The organism is Rhizobium sp. CC1099 (genome assembly GCF_029714385.1).
Classification (GTDB): domain Bacteria; phylum Pseudomonadota; class Alphaproteobacteria; order Rhizobiales; family Rhizobiaceae; genus Rhizobium.
The window spans coordinates 3858124-3874999 of record NZ_CP121641.1 but is presented as its reverse complement, the minus strand read 5'-3'; the positions used below and the strand labels follow the sequence as shown (position 1 = coordinate 3874999).

Genomic DNA, 16876 nt, shown 5'->3' with positions numbered 1-16876 from the left:
CTTATTTGTTGCATAGCAACATACGCATCCGCGTCGCAAAAAGAAATGCCGGGAAAGTGATTCCCGGCAAATGATACGCTCACAATTATTAAAGATCGGACAGCTTCAGCGATCCGCGACAAAGGTCTGCTTCTGCGTGCCGAGGCCTTCGATTCCAAGTTCGACGACATCGCCAGCCTTGAGGTAACGCGGCGGCTTCAAACCCATGCCCACGCCCGGCGGCGTACCGGTGGAAATGACATCGCCAGGCTGCAGCGACATGAACTGGCTGAGATAGGAGACCAGATAAGCGACCCCGAAGACCATCGTCCTCGACGAGCCGTTCTGCATCGTCTGGCCGTTGACCTTCAGCCACATGCCGAGATTCTGCGGATCGGCGATCTCGTCCTTGGTAACGAGCCAGGGCCCAATTGGGCCAAAGGTGTCGCAGGATTTGCCCTTCGTCCACTGGCCGGAGCGTTCCGTCTGGAATGCGCGCTCCGAAACATCGTTGGAGACGCAATAGCCGGCAACGTAGTCCAGCGCTTCGGCCTCGGTGACATATTTTGCGGTCTTTCCGATCACAACGCCGAGTTCGACCTCCCAATCAGTCTTTTCGGAACCACGCGGGATGACGACGTTATCGTTGGGACCGACGATCGCGGAGGTGGCCTTCATGAAAATGATCGGTTCCGGCGGAACTGTTGCGCCAGTTTCGGCAGCGTGATCAGAGAAATTCAGGCCAATACAGATGAATTTGCCCGTGCCTGCAACACAGGCACCAATGCGGCCCGGAGCCAATTCCGGGAGGCTTTTCGCATCGAGCGCTGCGATTTTTGCCAGGCCGGCGGGCGAAATCGCCTCACCAGCGACGTCGGAAACATGCGCCGAAAGGTCGCGGATCTTGCCATCGGAATCGAGTAGTGCCGGTTTTTCACGACCCGGTTCGCCAACGCGCATCAGCTTCATAAAATCTCCTCCTCATCGAAAACGGACTACCATCACCTATGGACCAGTCGACTAAGCGTGTCATTACGGCTTTTTGCTGAAGCGGTACGCATTGTTAAAAATTTCGCCGGGACTGAATTGGCGCGCGCCGGATTGAATGAAGGGAGAAGCATCTGCGGCAACGGGTTTGCTTGCAAAGTTCTATTGGCAGGCAATATCATCCGCTCCAGCCTCTCAACCACTATCCGGAAATAAGATGACCGAAGCCAATAGCCGCACATCCGAATATCCGATCGATGCGATGTTTCTCGATCGCTGGTCGCCACGTGCTTTCACCGGCGAAATCATAGCCGAAGAGCAATTGCTGACGATCCTTGACGCAGCTCATTGGGCGCCGTCTTCCGGCAACCAGCAGCCTTGGCGCTTCATCTACGCCCTTAAGGGCACGGAACATTTCGAGAAGCATCTTAGCCTGCTCGTCGAATCGAACCAGGAATGGGCAAAGAATGCTTGCGCGCTGATCTTTGTTGTCTCACGCAGTTTCAGTGGCGCTTTCTCGGAGAACAAACCGCGCTATACGCATTCGTTCGACGCTGGTGCCTCGTGGGGGCATCTCGCCCTGCAGGCACGCTTTTCAGGCTTCTACGCCCATGGCATGGGCGGAATCAAACATGATGAAATCAGGCTAGCCTTCGCCATTCCGGAAGGCTATCGCGTCGAGGCCGGCATAGCCATCGGCCGACTTGGCGACAAGAGCGTTCTGTCCGAGCGCAACCAGGCACGCGAAGTGCCAAGCCAACGCATGCCGCTTGCGGAGGTGGCTTTCAACGGAAAATTCATTGCCAATTGATTCTGTCGAAAGAACAAGGCGCCATGAACGCGCCTTTTTGTACAAGAAATCAATCAGATATCGAGATTTGCAACGCTGAGCGCGTTATCTTGAATGAATTCGCGGCGCGGCTCGACTTCGTCGCCCATCAGCCGGGCGAAAAGGCCATCGGCATCCGTCGCGTCGTTTACCTTGACCTGTAGCAGCGAACGGGCGTTCGGGTCGAGCGTCGTCTCCCAGAGCTGCTCGGCATTCATTTCGCCAAGGCCCTTGTAGCGCTGCATCGTCAGTCCCTTGCGGCCGCTGGCGAAAATTGCATCGAGGAGCGCGCGCGGACCGGAAATCTCGGTATCTCCGTCGCGGCGCGAAAGCGCCGGTGGGCTCTGGTAGATTTCTTTGAGGCGTGACGAGAGCTGATCAATGTGACGCGCGTCCTGCGATCCAATCAGCGCCATGTCGAGCACGACGACTTCCTTGACGCCGCGCACCATTCGCTCAAGCCGCAACCCGCCTTCGCTGGTCAGGCCACCTTCCCAGCCGCGCTCGGTTTCCTCGGCGATGATGTCTAGTCGCTTGGCGACATCAGTCGCGAGCTGTTCGGCCCTGGCACGATCGCTGACCGCTTCGGCGTTCAGTGCCCCGGCGATTGCCGCCTGCTCAACGACAGCGCGATTGTAACGGGAATGCAGGTTTTCGAGCAACGCACGCAGGCGCAATGCATCGAGGATAACTTCGCGCAGATCCTGACCGGCGCGGACTTCGCCGCTTGCGAGCCTCAGCGCCGCATCCTCAAGGCCCTGGCCGATCAGATAATCTTCTAGCGCCTTTTCGTCTTTCACATACTGAACGGACTTGCCACGCGAAACCTTGTAGAGCGGCGGCTGGGCGATGTAGAGATGGCCGCGCTCGATCAGCTCCGGCATCTGACGGAAGAAGAATGTCAGCAGAAGCGTGCGGATGTGGGCACCGTCGACGTCGGCATCCGTCATGATGATGATCTTGTGGTAGCGAAGCTTGTCGGCGCTGAACTCGTCCTTGCCGATGCCCGTGCCGAGCGCGGTAATCAACGTGCCGATTTCCTGGCTGGAGAGCATCTTGTCGAAGCGGGCACGCTCGACATTGAGAATCTTGCCTCGCAGAGGCAGGATCGCCTGGTTTTCACGGGACCGTCCCTGTTTTGCAGAACCGCCCGCGGAGTCACCCTCGACGAGGAAGACTTCAGACTTCGCAGGGTCGCGCTCGGAGCAATCGGCGAGCTTGCCGGGCAGCGAGGCGATATCGAGCGCACCTTTGCGGCGCGTCAGCTCGCGGGCCTTACGAGCCGCTTCGCGGGCCGCGGCGGCCTCTACGACCTTGCCGACGAGCACCTTGGCCTCGCTCGGATGCTCTTCAAACCATGTGCTGAGCGCTTCATTGACGAGGCTTTCGACGACCGGACGAACTTCCGAGGAAACCAGCTTGTCCTTCGTCTGCGACGAGAACTTCGGATCCGGCACCTTCACCGAAAGGACAGCCGTCAGGCCCTCGCGGCAGTCTTCGCCCTGGAGTGTGACTTTCTCCTTCTTGGTAATACCGGAGCTATCGGCATAGGACACAACTTGGCGCGTCAGCGCGGCGCGGAAGCCGGCCATATGCGTGCCGCCGTCACGTTGTGGAATATTGTTGGTAAAGCAGAGCACATTTTCATGATAGCTGTCGTTCCACCACATTGCGACTTCGACGGTAATTCCATCCTTTTCGCCGCGGATAGAGACAGGCTTGTCGACCAGAGGCTTCTTGGCACGATCGAGATAGGAAACGAAGGCCTCAAGGCCGCCGTCATAACGCATTTCTTCCTGCTTGATGTCCGAATGACGCTTGTCTGTCAGCAAAATGCGGACACCGGAATTCAAGAAGGCAAGCTCGCGAAGGCGGTGCTCCAGCGTGCCGTAATCGAAGTCCGTCATCGTGAAGGTTCCGGTGCTCGGCATGAAGCTGACTTCCGTGCCTGTGTCGCTGCCCGCGTCACCCGTCACCTTGAGCGGCGCATCGGCAACGCCATGCGTGAAGCTCATTTCATGAATCTTACCCTGCCGGCGGATCTTCAGTTTCAGCCAGACCGAAAGCGCGTTGACGACCGAGACGCCGACGCCATGCAAGCCGCCGGAAACTTTGTAGGAATTCTGGTCGAACTTACCGCCGGCATGAAGCTGCGTCATGATGACTTCGGCTGCGGAAACACCTTCGCCGGTGTGTATATCCGTTGGAATACCGCGGCCGTTGTCGGTCACGGTGACCGAGCCGTCGGGGTTGAGCGTGACGGTGACGATGTCGGCATGGCCGGCCAGCGCCTCGTCAATTGCGTTGTCGACGACTTCATAAACCATGTGATGCAGGCCGGAACCGTCGTCGGTGTCACCGATATACATGCCGGGGCGCTTACGCACGGCATCAAGTCCCTTGAGGACCTTGATGGAATCCGCGCCATATTCGGTGTTAACGCCGTTTTCCGTCGCTGATATATCGGTCATGCTGTCTTTGAATTTCCCTGTTGTAGGAGCCCGGAGAGCCTTGCGAATCACCGGCCTTTTTCATTTCGGAATATAGGGTTTTTGGACGCCATTCCCAATGGCAGCGCCTGGGAATCCGGCATAAAGCAGGGGATTATGACGCTTTTCCGTCAGCTTTGGCGAGATTTTCAAGCGTAGCCGCTAGCTCGGCCAAAGCTGCACTGTCAAGGTTGCGAATCCGGCCCGCCAAACGATTGGCAAAAGCCGTATATTCGGGGGGTAGACCTGCGGTATCAATCACCACGCGCGGGTCCGATGCGCGGGCGAGCAGGAAGAGTTCCTCAGCTTCATCCCAGATGATGTTGAAATAGCCGGCGATCCGCTGAAGCAGGTCGAAGGTCGGCAAGCCGCGTTTTCCATGTTCGAGTGCGGAGAGATAGGCAGGCGAGACGTTGAGCGCCGCTGCCATCTGCTTCTGCGACACGCCTTTGCGCGCCCGAAGTTTTCGAACAGCTTCGCCGAACGGTGTCATGACCTGTCCCCCTGCCGCCGGGAGAGCCGGATATAAAGCGCGCCCTCGCCGCCGTGGTGGTGCGCAGCCGCTTCGTAAGACGAGATCAGATAGCGGAATTCCGGCTTCGAAAACCAGAGCGGTACAGCCCGTTTCAACGCACCTTCGCTCCCCATCGAACTGCCCTTGCCGGTGATCACCAGCACATGCCGCATGCCGCGCTCATGCGCGCGGATGAGGAAATCGAGAAGCATGACATGGGCTTGGCTTTGCACGAGGCCGTGGAGATCGATACGCGCCTCTAGTGCCAGCCTGCCTTTGGCGATCTTGCGTTTGACGGGCCGCTCCAGTGGATGGTGGGTGCCGGAAGGCTGCTTCGCTGCCGCGGGCAGCGCTGCAGCTTGTATTTCCGTTTCAGCAGACGATTTCTGTACGGCATTCCCGACCTCGGCTTCGGTTTCCACAAGAAAGGCATCGAGTTCAGTAAACTCACCCTTCTTGCCGGCGAGCGGCCGCGTACTGCGCGCAACCTTGCCCCATAGGATTCTCTCGTCTGTGCTGAGCTTGCGGTCTCTCGTCATCGGCCGAACCTTCCAGCCGCAGCGTTCGGAATGAGGATGGCAAAGTCCGCGTCGTTGCGCACCGTACCCGCCAATTCGCCCGCTTCATCGCCGGAACCCGTAAAGATATCGCCGCGCGCAGGACCGACGATCGCAGAGCCAGTGTCCAAGGCAAGCATCAAACGCTGGAATGGCCTACCCTTATCAAGATGGGTCAGGCTTTCGGAACGGATGAAGAAGGGAAAACCGAAGGTATGTATCAGGCGGTCGACGGCAAGCGACCGTCCGGCGACTAACGGCACTTTCGCTGCAGCAACTGGTCCAGCTTTAGAAGCGGCAACCGGCGCCTCGCGGAAGAAAATATAGGATCGATTGTGCCAGAGAACATCATCGACATGCTCTGGATGCGCTGCGAGCCAGGCGCGAATCGACTGCATGGAAATGTTCGCACGGTCGATTTCGCCGCGGTCGACCAACAGCTTGCCGATAGCGGAGAAAGGATGCCCGGCCTTTGCCGTATATGTGATACGCGCCGTCCGTCCATCCGGGTAGCGCAGTCGGGCCGCGCCCTGCACATGCACGAAGAAGACATCGATCTTGGATTTCGCCCAGGCGATTTCAAGGCCTCGACCGTCGAGGAAGCCTTGGTCGATCGCCTGCCGGTCGGGATAGGCGCTTATCTCTCCATCCCGGAGGCGACCAAAGGCATAGGATGAATCGAGGCCTACGGGGCGGTTGCTATTGTCGAGGTCGATCAGATCATCGGGTCGCCGGTAGAACGGGAAGCGATAAGTAGAATCGAGCTTGTCGGAAACGGCGATTTCCGGTTCGTAAAAAGCGGTAACGAAACCCCGGCTGCCGTCCAGTTTTCTGATAAAAAACGGCCGACAGTTCTGCTCGAAGAAGGATCGGGCATCAGAAGCAGATGCGGGTTTCGCATTTCGGGCTGCGTCGAGCAGAGGCAAAAGATCGTCGGTGCTCAAGCCGAGCGATCCGGTGCGGTAGGGTTTCGTGCCGGTAATTTGGCTGCGGCACGCTTCCATAACTTCAAAAAGGCTGGAGGGATCATCATCCTTCCAGCCCTTGAGTTCATCGAAACCGACAGCTTGCAGAACGAAGCCCGCTTTATCGTCACTCATGTTTCCGATTCGGTTGCCACGAGTTTCCAATTGGGATCGCGCGATCGCGTATCGCGGGCAAAGGTCCAGATGTCGTTGACTTCGGCAACGTTCTCGACATCGCCTTCAATCAGCTTGTCAGCTTTGTCGTAGGTCGCGGAGATCAGCTGGCTGGCGATACGGATCGTAATCTGTGCCTCGCTGCCTTTGACTTCCACCTGTGTGATGTCCGCCTTATCGATGCCGACAAAGGTGGATTTCACTTTCTCGCCCTTGGCCTCGCGATCTGCGATGGCCGCATCAAAACCTTCATAGACCTCGCGGGACAAAAGATTCTTCAACGTCTTTCTGTCACCGTCGGCATAAGCCATGACGATCATTTCGTAAGCCATCTTCGCGCCGTTCAAAAATTCCTTAGGTGCGAAGGATGGATCGGCTTTACTGAGCGCACGGAGAGGCTCATTGAGCGGCGTACCGGGGGGCGCAAAAGCGTCGACCACTGCAAAGCGGCCTTCTTCTTCTGCAGGCGTATCGCGGCGCGGAAGCGTCACGACCTTGCCGGCATCGGAATGCTCAGGACCGGCGGCATCGCGCGGCGTAAAGAGATCGCGCGGCGGCTTCTCATTTCCCGTGCGGCGTCCCAGAACACTGCGGAGCTGGAAAAAAATCAGCACCGCCGCCACAAGGAAAAACAAAGTGATGAAGTCGTTTGAACTCATATCGTGCCGCAGCCACCGTTAACATCTATGATTTGTACTCCCATATAGTCCGCATAGACAGATGATTCAAATAGCCGCAATCTTGCGATTGCCATTGAGGCCCGGCGAGCGCCGGTTGGAGAGACGATGCGACTTGCAATGCTTCCAGGTTTTGTGCTGCTGCTGCCGCTGGCGGAGATAGCGGGCTTCGTAATCGTCGGGCGCGCAGTCGGCCTGCTGGCGACCCTTGGTCTCGTCGTGCTGAGTGTTGTAATCGGTATGGCTCTGCTTCGTCGCCAGGGTATAGGCATCCTGCAGCGTATGTCGACCGAGGGGCGAAACGGCGTATTACCTGGCCGGGAGCTTCTGCGGCCAGCCATGCTCGTCATCGCGTCGCTGCTTCTCATCGTTCCGGGATTTATTTCAGACATCATCGCCATCGCGCTTTTCATCCCGGCCGTTCGTGATCTTGCCTGGAACTACATCCGCAAACGATTCGTTATCGTTGAGACGAAGAGAGGCTCTACCGCGTCGCAATCGTCCGGATTCAGCAACCAATCCAAGCCGGATTCAAAAGTTGTTGATCTTGACGAGGACGATTATCGCCGCGAGCCTAACAACAAGTCTCCCTGGTCAGGCAAGCGGCTCGGCGAGTAGAGACGGATTCGCCCAGGGTTGTAAGCCTTTTCCCGAAATGTTAGATGGCGGCAACATCCAATGCCCCCTCGAGGAAAATCCAATGGCTGATGAAAACAACGGCAGCGGCACGACAAGCCCGAGCCTCACCATTCTCGCTCAGTACACGAAGGACCTTTCCTTCGAAAATCCGGGTGCGCCGCGTTCGCTTCAAGCGCGCGACAAGGCGCCGGCGATCAATATCAACGTCAACGTCAATGCCAATCCGCTTTCGGATACGGATTTCGACGTTGTGCTGTCGCTCAACGCCGAGGCCAGGGATGGCGACAAGACGGTCTTTCATGCCGAACTCGTTTACGGCGGCGTCTTCCGCGTTGCCGGCTTCCCGCAAGAACACATGCTGCCGGTTCTCTTCATCGAATGCCCGCGCATGCTCTTCCCGTTTGCCCGCCAGATCATTGCCGATGTTACGCGCAATGGCGGCTTCCCCCCGCTGATGATCGACCCGATCGACTTCGCACAGATGTTTGCGCAACGCGTCGCCGAAGAGCAGACGCGCGCAAAGGTGCAGACAAATTGATTCGAAGCACGTGATTTGACTGCGGTGCCCGGGTCAAAGCCCGGGCATTTTTAATTTGGGCGATCGTATCTGGCCCAGATGCCTTTACTGCCGAGTGCGACAATCAACGCATCGTGAGCCTGAGCTTCCGCTTCGCTAAGGCGCGGTGCGAGTGGCCGGGGCCGCTCCAAACCGATGTCAGCGGCCTCCTCCAGAACAATCTCGGCGTCGCCTGCCCCGCTTGTTGCCGCAACGCTCAAACCGAGAGCGGTCTGACGCCCGCCGATCATCTCTATATAGACCTCGGCAAGCAGTTCGGAGTCGAGAAGTGCACCGTGTTTTGTGCGGTGTGAGTTGTCTATGCCGTAGCGGCGGCAGAGGGCATCGAGCGAATTCGGTCCCATCGGATGTTTGCGCCGAGCGAGAGAAAGCGTATCGACGACCCTCTCCGGCAGGACCGGCGGTATGCCAAGGCGAGCGAGTTCGGCATTGACAAATCCCATATCGAAGGTCGCGTTGTGCGCGATCCACCTTGCGTCACCGAAGAACTCGATGATCTCTTCAACCACTGCGGAGAAAGGCTTCTTGTCCTTCAAAAACTCGTCGGTAATGCCGTGAACGGCGAGCGCATCGGGATGAACTTTCTGATCTCCCGGATTGATATAGATATGGATCGTGCGGCCGGTCGGGAAATGGTTCAAAAGCTCGACGCCGCCGATTTCGATGATGCGATCCATGCGGCTGTCGAGACCGGTGGTTTCCGTGTCGAAAATGATTTCACGCATTCCGGAAATCTCCCTTCGCGATCCGCGCTTTCAAGACCGCGATGATTTCACTCACCCTCGCCCGCGTAATTTCGATGGCGTGCCCCGTGTCGATGACGTAATCGGCACGCTCCCGCTTTTCGGCGTCCGGGGTCTGGCGCGAGCGAATCATATTGAATTTTTCCTCGGTCATGCCCGGTCGCGCAAGCACCCGATCGCGTTGAATCTGTAGATCGCAGCTCACGACCACGACTATGTCGACTCGGGTCTCGGCACCAGTTTCGAAAAGCAACGGGATATCGAGCAGGATTATCTCCGATCCTCGCGCTTTTTCGCGTTCCACGAATTCCGTTTCGCGCTGGCGAACCAGCGGATGAACGATTGCTTCGAGCGTTTTGAAGCCATCTGGTCGGCGCGAAAGCTGACGGCCAAGTTCCTGACGGTCGACGACGCCGTTCCGAACGGTGCCCGGGAACTCAGCTTCGATCAACTGCGCTGCCTCGCCGGCATAAAGCTCGTGTACCACAGCATCGGAATCATTGACGGGAATACCGGCTTCGGCAAAGAGCTTTGCCGCAGTTGATTTCCCCATGCCTATGGAACCCGTGAGACCGATCCGGATCATCTGTGTTTTTCCATATCTGCGACGACGAGTGCACGAAGCTCGTCATCGACCACCGGCCGCTTGCTGAACCATTTCTCGAAGCCCGGCACAGCCTGATGAAGCAGCATACCAAGTCCATCCACGATCGCGAAACCCTGCTCCTCGGCTTGTTTCAGCAAGGGTGTCTTCAGCGGCACATAGACGATATCTGTGACGACCGCGTTACCGTCGAGCGGCGAAAAATCGATTTCCGGTGCTGTTTCGCCGTCCATACCGAGCGATGTCGTATTGACGAAAAGACCCGCACCTTTCATAACCTCCGCGAGCGCTCCCATCGGATGCGCATAGACTTTTTCTCCAAAACGATCGGCAAGTTCCTGCGCGCGAGCCGCGGTTCGGTTGACGACATGGATCTCCCGGAAGCCGCGGTCGCGCACGGCCTGTATGACCGCCCGGCTGGCGCCGCCTGCACCGAGTATTATTGCGGTCTCGTGCTTATCCCAGCCAGGGTGGCGCGCGTTCAGGTTGGCGGTAAATCCGTGACCGTCGGTATTGGTCGAATGGAGTTTTCCTTCCTCCAGCCATAACGTGTTGGATGCCCCGAGTTCCTGGGAGAGTTCGTCCGGCCTGTCGGCGAGCTGACAGGCCAACTCCTTGTGCGGGATGGTGACATTGCCGCCGATAAAGCCCGAGCTTTGATCCTTGAGCGATCCAATGAATGCTGCAAAATCGGCGGGAGCAACCTCGTATGCGCGGTAGCTTCCGCGAAGCCCAAGCTTTTTCAGCCAGTATCCGTGGATCAAAGGCGAACGTGAGTGCCGCACCGGGAAGCCGGTGACAAAGGCATTCGGGCCGAATGTTTCACGTGAATCATCCATCAATCGCACCCAATTCCCTTAGTTTCGCGAGCAGCGGCAACATCGGCAGGCCAAGGATCGTGAAGTAGTCGCCGTCGATCTGGCTGAAAAGTTGAATTCCCTCGCCCTCCAGTTGATAGGCGCCAACGCTGCCAAGCGCCGTGTTGCCAACGCGTGCAAGATGGCGCGATATGAAATCCGCCGACAGAACGCGCATCGTCAGCGACGCGTGTGACACATGCTCCCATAGAAGTGCACCATTTCGGACGATGGCGATCGCACTGTTCAGACGATGTGTTTGTCCCGAGAGTAATCTCAGATGATTGGCGGCGTCAGCCATGTCGTGCGGCTTGTGAAACACACGATCGCCAAGCGACATGGTCTGGTCCGAGCCGATGATGAGCGCGTCCGGAAACCGGCCGCTCACCTCGTCTGCTTTAGCCCTTGCAAGCACCAAGGCTACAGTATCTGGAGATGCGCCCTCTCGTTCGAGCGGTGCTTCGATTGCGCGCTCGTCTATCTTTGGCGCATGCGCTTCAAACTCCAGGCCGGCATTTTTTAACAGCATCCGCCGGAATGGACTGGAGGAGGCAAGAATCAGTTTCGATGTCATGCGTCTCATAGCTCGTGGTTCATAATGTCAGCGCTTAGCGCAGCTTGGGGCGCAGGGCAACGATCGCGGCCGCCGTCTCTTCGATGGAGCGACGGGTCACATCGATCAACGGCCAATTATGCCGCGCACAGAGCGAGCGGGCATATTTCAGTTCTTCGGAGATCGCGGCTCGATCCGTATATAGACCACGATCGAAGCCGGGCGTCGCACCGAGCACCCGGTTCTCACGCACTTGCGATATCCGATCCGTCGTTGCTATGAGGCAGACGATCAACGGCCTCGTTGCAGTGAAAAGCGCTTCTGGCAAAGGCACGTCATAGACGATCGGAATGTTCGCTGTCTTGATGCCGCGATTGGCGAGATAGATGCTCGTCGGCGTTTTGGACGTACGGCTGATACCGATGATGACGACGTCGGCGTCGTTGTAGTCCTCGGGCATTTGCCCGTCGTCGTGATCCATGGTGAAGTTGAGCGCCTCGATGCGCGCGAAATAGCCGGCATTCATAACATGTTGAGCGCCGACACGGCGCCGCAGCGGAGCCCCGAGATAAAGCTGGAAAGCGGCCATCACAGGCTCAAGCACATTGACTGAGGCGACGCCCATCTCGACGCACCTCTCATCGATCAGCGCAGCGAGTTCCCGATCGACGACGGTGTAAAGAACAATGCCTGGCTCGTTGTCGATCGAATCGAGAACCGCAAGCAGCTGCTTGCGGTTGCGGATCAACGGATAGACGTGTTCGACCGCTTGGGCAGATTTGAACTGGGCGGATGCAGCGCGGCCGGCTGAGATCAGAGTCTCACCGGTCGAGTCAGAAATCAGATGCAGATGGAAGAAGTTCGTGCGGTTCTCCACGCTATTTTCTGCTGCCTGTTGAAAAGACTGGATGGGAAAGAGCTAAGGGACCGGCATGGCTTGAGGCAAGGGAAAACATGGCCCCTTATCCACATTTCGGATTTTCTGGAGGGTACTGCAGGGCGGCCTGTGGATTTGTGGCCCGCGCTGAAGAGCTCATCTAGACTACACAAGATATCCACAGAAAGAAACGCCTCAGCCTTCGAGACAAGTTTTTGGAATCACTTCTAGATTCGAGGTTCTCCAAAAAATGCCATGGAAGGCTGTCGATGTTGTCCCGATATTGTTGATGCGCGTGACATTTGGCATCACCAGTGGATGGATTTTAATCCTTGATAGACACCGACTCTAAGAAATAGAAACCTTTTAAAATATCTTTAGATTTTTATAGGGACGAAGCGCTTGAGCGAAACACGCCGGAAAATCATGAGAGTTCTCGACGGCGAAACTCTCTCCCCTCCGCCGGTCTGGCTTATGAGACAGGCAGGTCGTTATCTGCCGGAATACCGGGAAACGCGTGCAAAGGCCGGCAGCTTCCTCGATCTTTGTTATTCACCGGAACACGCTGTCGAAGTGACGCTGCAGCCCATCCGCCGCTACGGCTTCGACGCGGCGATCCTCTTCTCTGACATTCTCGTCATTCCCGATGCCATGAAGCGCAATGTGCGTTTTACGGAAGGCCATGGTCCAGAGATGGACCCGATCGACGAGGCTGGAATTTCACGTCTGGATGCGGGGGGAGTTATCGACTATCTGAAGCCGGTCTTTGAGACAGTGCGGCGGTTGCGCGCCGAGCTCCCGGAAGAAACGACGCTTCTCGGCTTTTGTGGTGCGCCCTGGACGGTGGCAACCTACATGATTGCGGGCCACGGAACACCTGACCAAGCGCCTGCGAGGCTTTTCGCCTACCAGTATCCAAAAGCGTTTGAACGGCTGTTGATGCTGCTTGCGGATATCTCCGCCGAGTATCTGCTGACGCAAATACATGCCGGCGCTGATGCCGTGCAGATTTTCGATTCTTGGGCCGGTGTTCTTGGGGAAAAGGAATTCGAGGCTTTTGCAGTCAAGCCAGTTGCTCGGATGATTGCCGCTATCAAGGCACGGCGTCCGAATGCGCGGGTCATCTCGTTTGCCAAGGGTGCGGGCTATCTTTTGAAGACCTACAGGCAGAAGACCGGTGCTGACGCGATTGGCCTTGATTGGTCGGTGCCGCTTGAATTTGCTGCTGAGCTTCAAAAGGAGGGAGCGGTTCAAGGTAACCTTGATCCGATGAGGGTTGTTGCCGGCGGGCGGGCGCTTGAGGAGGGTATCGACGAAATCTTGGCGAATCTCGGTGGCGGGCCGCTGATCTTCAACCTCGGTCATGGAATCACGCCGCAGGCCGATCCGGAAAATGTTCGCCTGCTTGTCGAGCGCGTTCGCCGCGGCGGGAATTGAATGATGGAAAGGCAGACGGATCAGCGACCCGGTAGCTACGCGCGGCGACGAGCGCATTTTGCCCTCGCCCTCTTTGTGCTGCTTGCTGTCGGGCTGTTCGTATGGAACCCGGACGACCTCTACCTTTGGATCAAGGCGCTGCACATCATCGCGGTGATCTCCTGGATGGCCGGGCTGTTCTACATGCCGCGGCTGTTCATCTACCATACGGATGCGGAGCCAGGTTCCTTGCAGTCGGAGACCTTCAAGATCATGGAGCGACGTCTGCTGAAGGTGATCATGAACCCGGCGATGATGCTGACTTGGGTCTTCGGCTTGTATCTGGCTTGGTCTGTCTACGGTTTTCAGGGCGGCTGGCTGCATGTGAAGCTTGCCCTCGTCGTGCTCCTGACGGCCGTTCACATGTTTTTCAGCCGAGCGGTCGCCGCTTTTGCCCGTGACGAAAACCGACGTTCAGCGCGGTATTGGAGATTCATGAACGAAGCGCCGACGCTGCTGATGATCCTGATTGTCATCCTTGTCGTCGTTAAGCCGTTTTGACGTGAATAGGCGCCGCTTAAATTTACTTCATTTTTAGAAGCCCCCTTGCGGGGTCTTATCTTAGTCGCTATTTTCCGCCCATCTCATCTTCGTGGCATGTGTTTTGAGTTCAGTCGTCTGCGAGCCCTTTCGCAACACCGAAACGACGCAACATAGCCTTCCCCCTTCGAAATATAGAGTAATGGTCACTTCATGGCTGAAATGAAGCTTCAGGAACTTAAGAGTAAATCCCCGACCGATCTTCTGGCGTTCGCCGAATCGCTCGAGGTCGAAAATGCAAGCACCATGCGCAAACAAGAACTGATGTTTGCGATCCTGAAGGTTCTCGCGAGCCAGGATGTCGAGATCATCGGCGAAGGCGTCGTGGAAGTCCTGCAGGATGGTTTCGGCTTCCTGCGTTCGCCAAACGCCAACTATCTGCCGGGTCCGGACGATATCTATATTTCCCCTTCGCAGATTCGCCGCTTCTCGCTTAAAACTGGCGATACGGTCGAGGGACCGATCCGCGGTCCGAAGGAAGGCGAGCGCTATTTTGCTCTACTCAAGGTGAACACGATCAATTTCGACGATCCGGAAAAGATCCGTCATAAGGTTCACTTCGACAATCTGACGCCGCTTTATCCGAATGAACGATTCAAGATGGAACTCGACGTTCCGACATCGAAGGATCTGTCTTCGCGCGTCATCGATCTCGTGGCGCCGCTTGGTAAGGGCCAGCGTGGTCTCATCGTCGCGCCGCCCAGAACCGGTAAGACCGTTCTTCTGCAGAATATTGCGCACTCGATCACTGCAAATCATCCGGAATGCTACCTGATCGTTCTGCTGATCGATGAACGTCCTGAGGAAGTGACGGACATGCAGCGTTCGGTGCGCGGCGAAGTGATATCTTCCACATTCGACGAGCCAGCTGTGCGTCACGTGCAGGTCGCCGAGATGGTGATCGAAAAGGCAAAGCGGCTTGTCGAACACGGGCGCGATGTCGTCATCCTGCTTGATTCGATCACGCGCCTCGGACGCGCCTACAACACCGTGGTGCCGTCCTCCGGTAAGGTTCTGACTGGTGGTGTCGATGCAAACGCTCTGCAACGGCCGAAGCGCTTCTTCGGCGCTGCCCGTAACATCGAAGAAGGCGGCTCCCTGACGATTATCGCGACGGCGCTCATTGATACCGGCAGCCGTATGGATGAAGTCATTTTCGAAGAATTCAAGGGCACCGGTAACTCGGAAATCGTTCTCGATCGTAAGGTAGCGGACAAGCGCATCTTCCCGGCGATGGATATTCTGAAGTCCGGCACGCGCAAGGAGGACCTGCTTGTCCCGCGTCAAGACCTGCAGAAGATCTTCGTGCTTCGACGTATTCTTGCCCCCATGGGAACGACCGACGCGATCGAGTTTCTCATCGACAAGCTGAAGCAGACGAAGAGTAATCCGGATTTCTTCGAGTCGATGAACACATAATAGATAGCCGGATGTCTGATAATGAAGCCGGTCATTCTCCGTGGCCGGCTTTCGGTTTTTGAGGAATCCGCGCGGCCAGAGTAACCGAGGATGTCGAACGAAACCATCTATGCACTGTCGAGCGGAGCAGTCCCCTCCGGCGTTGCGGTTATCCGCCTCAGTGGTGTGAAGACGCGCGATGCTCTGCAGTTGTTGACCGGCGACGTTCCACCGCCGCGCAAGGCGTCGCTGCGAACGATTCGTTTGCGTAACGGTTCAATCATCGATAGCGGTTTAGTGCTCTTCTTTCCATCTCCGGCGTCTTTTACAGGCGAAGACTGCGCCGAGCTCCAGCTGCATGGCAGCCGGGCCGTCATTAATGCGCTATTCGAGGAACTGGAGACGATCGACGGCGTGCGCATGGCGGCCGAAGGTGAATTCTCGCGTCGGGCTTTTGAAAACGCCAAACTCGACCTCGTCGAGATCGAGGGTCTGGCCGATCTCATAGCCGCAGAAACGGAGATGCAAAGACGTCTGGCGGTCGAGCATAGCCAGGGAAAGCTCTCCCAATTATACGATTCGTGGGCGGAACGATTGACGCGGGCTCGCGCCCTGATCGAAGCAGAACTCGACTTTGCCGATGAAGATGACGTACCCGGTTCGGTATCGGATCTGGTCTGGGATGATGTTGGCGGACTACAGGCAGAGATAGCAAACCATCTCGCCCACGCGAAGGCCGGCGAGATTATTCGCGATGGCTTCAAGGTCGTTATCGCGGGCGCGCCGAATGCCGGAAAATCGACCCTGATGAATGCGCTTGCTCGGCGAGAGGTTGCCATCGTGACGGATATCGCGGGAACCACGCGTGATGTTCTTCACGTCGATCTCGATATCAATGGCTTCCTCGTAAAGCTTTATGACACGGCAGGTTTGCGGGAAGCACATGAACTCGTGGAGCGGGAGGGTATCCGGCGCGCGGAGCAGGTCATCTCTGAAGCGAGTCTTGTACTCTATCTCGAGGATATGGCCGAAGGTACGCATGCGCTTCCGCCAATCGCCAATACGGAAGTCTTGCGAGTCGGCACAAAGGCCGATATATCCGCGGGAAATGGTCCGGACGCCTACGATCTGACGATATCTGCCGTCACGGATGCGGGATTGGTCGCGCTTCGCGCCGCCATCGCCGAGCGGCTGGAGCGGCAGGTCAGCAGCCAAAGCCTAGCGATCCCAAGCCGCAAGCGGCAAAAGGATTCGCTTGCGGAATGTCTGAAGGCGATCGAGGCAGCTTTGGCGGATCCGTCGGCGGAGCTCGATATTAGAGCCGAGAACCTTCGTATCGCAGGCAACGCCTTGGGCAGGATTACAGGGCGCGTCGATGTTGAGAATTTGCTCGATGTGATCTTCTCAGAGTTTTGCATTGGAAAATGATTCACGTGAAACA

At 57.1% G+C, this 16876-nt stretch carries 18 protein-coding genes; 7 read left to right on the top strand and 11 right to left on the bottom strand.

From position 1 onward, the window contains the following. Positions 1-105: 105 nt before the first annotated feature. Positions 106-948: a fumarylacetoacetate hydrolase family protein gene (locus QA644_RS19255; RefSeq protein ID WP_283070086.1), complete on the bottom strand. Its 843-nt coding sequence runs from the start codon at positions 946-948 to the stop codon at positions 106-108. A 235-nt stretch (positions 949-1183) separates the two neighbouring features. Between QA644_RS19255 and QA644_RS19250 the strand changes: the two genes are divergently transcribed. Beyond that, a complete protein-coding gene (locus QA644_RS19250; protein ID WP_074066118.1) occupies positions 1184-1777 on the top strand; it encodes a nitroreductase family protein in 594 nt (197 codons plus the stop codon). Positions 1778-1830: 53 nt separating this feature from the next. Here QA644_RS19250 and gyrB read toward each other — a convergent pair whose 3' ends face one another. From gyrB to QA644_RS19225, 5 genes are all read right to left on the bottom strand, one after another. Continuing rightward, positions 1831-4266: a DNA topoisomerase (ATP-hydrolyzing) subunit B gene (gene gyrB / locus QA644_RS19245; protein WP_239596323.1), complete on the bottom strand. Its 2436-nt coding sequence runs from the start codon at positions 4264-4266 to the stop codon at positions 1831-1833. A gap of 133 nt (positions 4267-4399) precedes the next feature. Continuing rightward, complete coding sequence (locus QA644_RS19240) at positions 4400-4777, bottom strand: helix-turn-helix domain-containing protein (RefSeq protein WP_283070082.1); 378 nt, start codon at positions 4775-4777, stop codon at positions 4400-4402. After that, positions 4774-5337, bottom strand: coding sequence for a Smr/MutS family protein (locus QA644_RS19235; protein ID WP_074066116.1), 564 nt, complete (start codon positions 5335-5337; stop codon positions 4774-4776). Before QA644_RS19235 ends, QA644_RS19240 begins: the two co-directional genes overlap by 4 nt. Beyond that, the gene (locus QA644_RS19230) at positions 5334-6455 is read right to left on the bottom strand and encodes a murein transglycosylase A (protein ID WP_283070081.1); all 1122 of its coding nucleotides are present in this window, start codon (positions 6453-6455) and stop codon (positions 5334-5336) included. Before QA644_RS19230 ends, QA644_RS19235 begins: the two co-directional genes overlap by 4 nt. Next, a complete protein-coding gene (locus QA644_RS19225) occupies positions 6452-7153 on the bottom strand; it encodes a Tim44/TimA family putative adaptor protein (protein WP_028740146.1) in 702 nt (233 codons plus the stop codon). The genes QA644_RS19230 and QA644_RS19225 overlap by 4 nt, the downstream gene beginning before the upstream one ends. 126 nt (positions 7154-7279) lie before the next feature. Between QA644_RS19225 and QA644_RS19220 the strand changes: the two genes are divergently transcribed. Next, a complete protein-coding gene (locus QA644_RS19220) occupies positions 7280-7789 on the top strand; it encodes an FxsA family protein (protein ID WP_239596328.1) in 510 nt (169 codons plus the stop codon). A gap of 82 nt (positions 7790-7871) precedes the next feature. Beyond that, a complete protein-coding gene (gene secB / locus QA644_RS19215) occupies positions 7872-8348 on the top strand; it encodes a protein-export chaperone SecB (protein WP_283070078.1) in 477 nt (158 codons plus the stop codon). A gap of 50 nt (positions 8349-8398) precedes the next feature. Here secB and dnaQ read toward each other — a convergent pair whose 3' ends face one another. Genes dnaQ through QA644_RS19190 form a run of 5 tightly spaced genes read right to left on the bottom strand, consistent with a single transcriptional unit; the run spans position 8399 to position 12021 of the window. Then, entirely contained in the window at positions 8399-9112 is a 714-nt protein-coding gene (gene dnaQ / locus QA644_RS19210; RefSeq protein WP_283070076.1) for a DNA polymerase III subunit epsilon, read from the bottom strand. Beyond that, the gene (gene coaE, locus QA644_RS19205; protein WP_194728513.1) at positions 9105-9716 is read right to left on the bottom strand and encodes a dephospho-CoA kinase; all 612 of its coding nucleotides are present in this window, start codon (positions 9714-9716) and stop codon (positions 9105-9107) included. The genes dnaQ and coaE overlap by 8 nt, the downstream gene beginning before the upstream one ends. Continuing rightward, complete coding sequence (locus tag QA644_RS19200) at positions 9713-10573, bottom strand: shikimate dehydrogenase (RefSeq protein ID WP_283070073.1); 861 nt, start codon at positions 10571-10573, stop codon at positions 9713-9715. Before QA644_RS19200 ends, coaE begins: the two co-directional genes overlap by 4 nt. Beyond that, positions 10566-11165: a Maf-like protein gene (locus QA644_RS19195; RefSeq protein WP_194728512.1), complete on the bottom strand. Its 600-nt coding sequence runs from the start codon at positions 11163-11165 to the stop codon at positions 10566-10568. Before QA644_RS19195 ends, QA644_RS19200 begins: the two co-directional genes overlap by 8 nt. Before the next feature lie 34 nt (positions 11166-11199). Further along, positions 11200-12021: a pyruvate, water dikinase regulatory protein gene (locus tag QA644_RS19190; protein ID WP_074066108.1), complete on the bottom strand. Its 822-nt coding sequence runs from the start codon at positions 12019-12021 to the stop codon at positions 11200-11202. A 402-nt stretch (positions 12022-12423) separates the two neighbouring features. Between QA644_RS19190 and hemE the strand changes: the two genes are divergently transcribed. The 4 genes from hemE (at position 12424) to mnmE (ending at position 16863) form a co-directional block, all read left to right on the top strand. Continuing rightward, positions 12424-13458 carry a uroporphyrinogen decarboxylase gene (hemE, locus tag QA644_RS19185; RefSeq protein ID WP_283070070.1) on the top strand — a complete coding sequence of 345 codons (1035 nt, stop codon included), beginning with the start codon at positions 12424-12426 and terminating at the stop codon, positions 13456-13458. 3 nt (positions 13459-13461) lie between these two features. After that, the gene (hemJ, locus tag QA644_RS19180) at positions 13462-13998 is read left to right on the top strand and encodes a protoporphyrinogen oxidase HemJ (RefSeq protein WP_074070477.1); all 537 of its coding nucleotides are present in this window, start codon (positions 13462-13464) and stop codon (positions 13996-13998) included. A gap of 192 nt (positions 13999-14190) precedes the next feature. Further along, positions 14191-15456 (top strand): transcription termination factor Rho, encoded by a 1266-nt coding sequence (gene rho, locus QA644_RS19175; protein WP_022718404.1) that lies wholly within the window; start codon positions 14191-14193, stop codon positions 15454-15456. 90 nt (positions 15457-15546) lie between these two features. Next, entirely contained in the window at positions 15547-16863 is a 1317-nt protein-coding gene (gene mnmE, locus QA644_RS19170) for a tRNA uridine-5-carboxymethylaminomethyl(34) synthesis GTPase MnmE (protein WP_283070066.1), read from the top strand. Positions 16864-16876: the final 13 nt, after the last annotated feature.

Bases quoted from the DNA above. Each gene is read 5' to 3' on its own strand.
- QA644_RS19235 (WP_074066116.1), bottom strand. From the start codon at position 5,337: ATGACGAGAGACCGCAAGCTCAGCACAGACGAGAGAATCCTATGGGGC.
- QA644_RS19225 (WP_028740146.1), bottom strand. From the start codon at position 7,153: ATGAGTTCAAACGACTTCATCACTTTGTTTTTCCTTGTGGCGGCGGTG.
- QA644_RS19250 (WP_074066118.1), top strand. From the start codon at position 1,184: ATGACCGAAGCCAATAGCCGCACATCCGAATATCCGATCGATGCGATG.
- gyrB (WP_239596323.1), bottom strand. From the start codon at position 4,266: ATGACCGATATATCAGCGACGGAAAACGGCGTTAACACCGAATATGGC.
- QA644_RS19240 (WP_283070082.1), bottom strand. From the start codon at position 4,777: ATGACACCGTTCGGCGAAGCTGTTCGAAAACTTCGGGCGCGCAAAGGC.
- rho (WP_022718404.1), top strand. From the start codon at position 14,191: ATGGCTGAAATGAAGCTTCAGGAACTTAAGAGTAAATCCCCGACCGAT.
- QA644_RS19220 (WP_239596328.1), top strand. From the start codon at position 7,280: ATGCGACTTGCAATGCTTCCAGGTTTTGTGCTGCTGCTGCCGCTGGCG.
- QA644_RS19200 (WP_283070073.1), bottom strand. From the start codon at position 10,573: ATGGATGATTCACGTGAAACATTCGGCCCGAATGCCTTTGTCACCGGC.
- QA644_RS19230 (WP_283070081.1), bottom strand. From the start codon at position 6,455: ATGAGTGACGATAAAGCGGGCTTCGTTCTGCAAGCTGTCGGTTTCGAT.
- coaE (WP_194728513.1), bottom strand. From the start codon at position 9,716: ATGATCCGGATCGGTCTCACGGGTTCCATAGGCATGGGGAAATCAACT.
- QA644_RS19195 (WP_194728512.1), bottom strand. From the start codon at position 11,165: ATGACATCGAAACTGATTCTTGCCTCCTCCAGTCCATTCCGGCGGATG.
- dnaQ (WP_283070076.1), bottom strand. From the start codon at position 9,112: ATGCGTGAAATCATTTTCGACACGGAAACCACCGGTCTCGACAGCCGC.
- secB (WP_283070078.1), top strand. From the start codon at position 7,872: ATGGCTGATGAAAACAACGGCAGCGGCACGACAAGCCCGAGCCTCACC.
- hemJ (WP_074070477.1), top strand. From the start codon at position 13,462: ATGGAAAGGCAGACGGATCAGCGACCCGGTAGCTACGCGCGGCGACGA.
- QA644_RS19255 (WP_283070086.1), bottom strand. From the start codon at position 948: ATGAAGCTGATGCGCGTTGGCGAACCGGGTCGTGAAAAACCGGCACTA.
- mnmE (WP_283070066.1), top strand. From the start codon at position 15,547: ATGTCGAACGAAACCATCTATGCACTGTCGAGCGGAGCAGTCCCCTCC.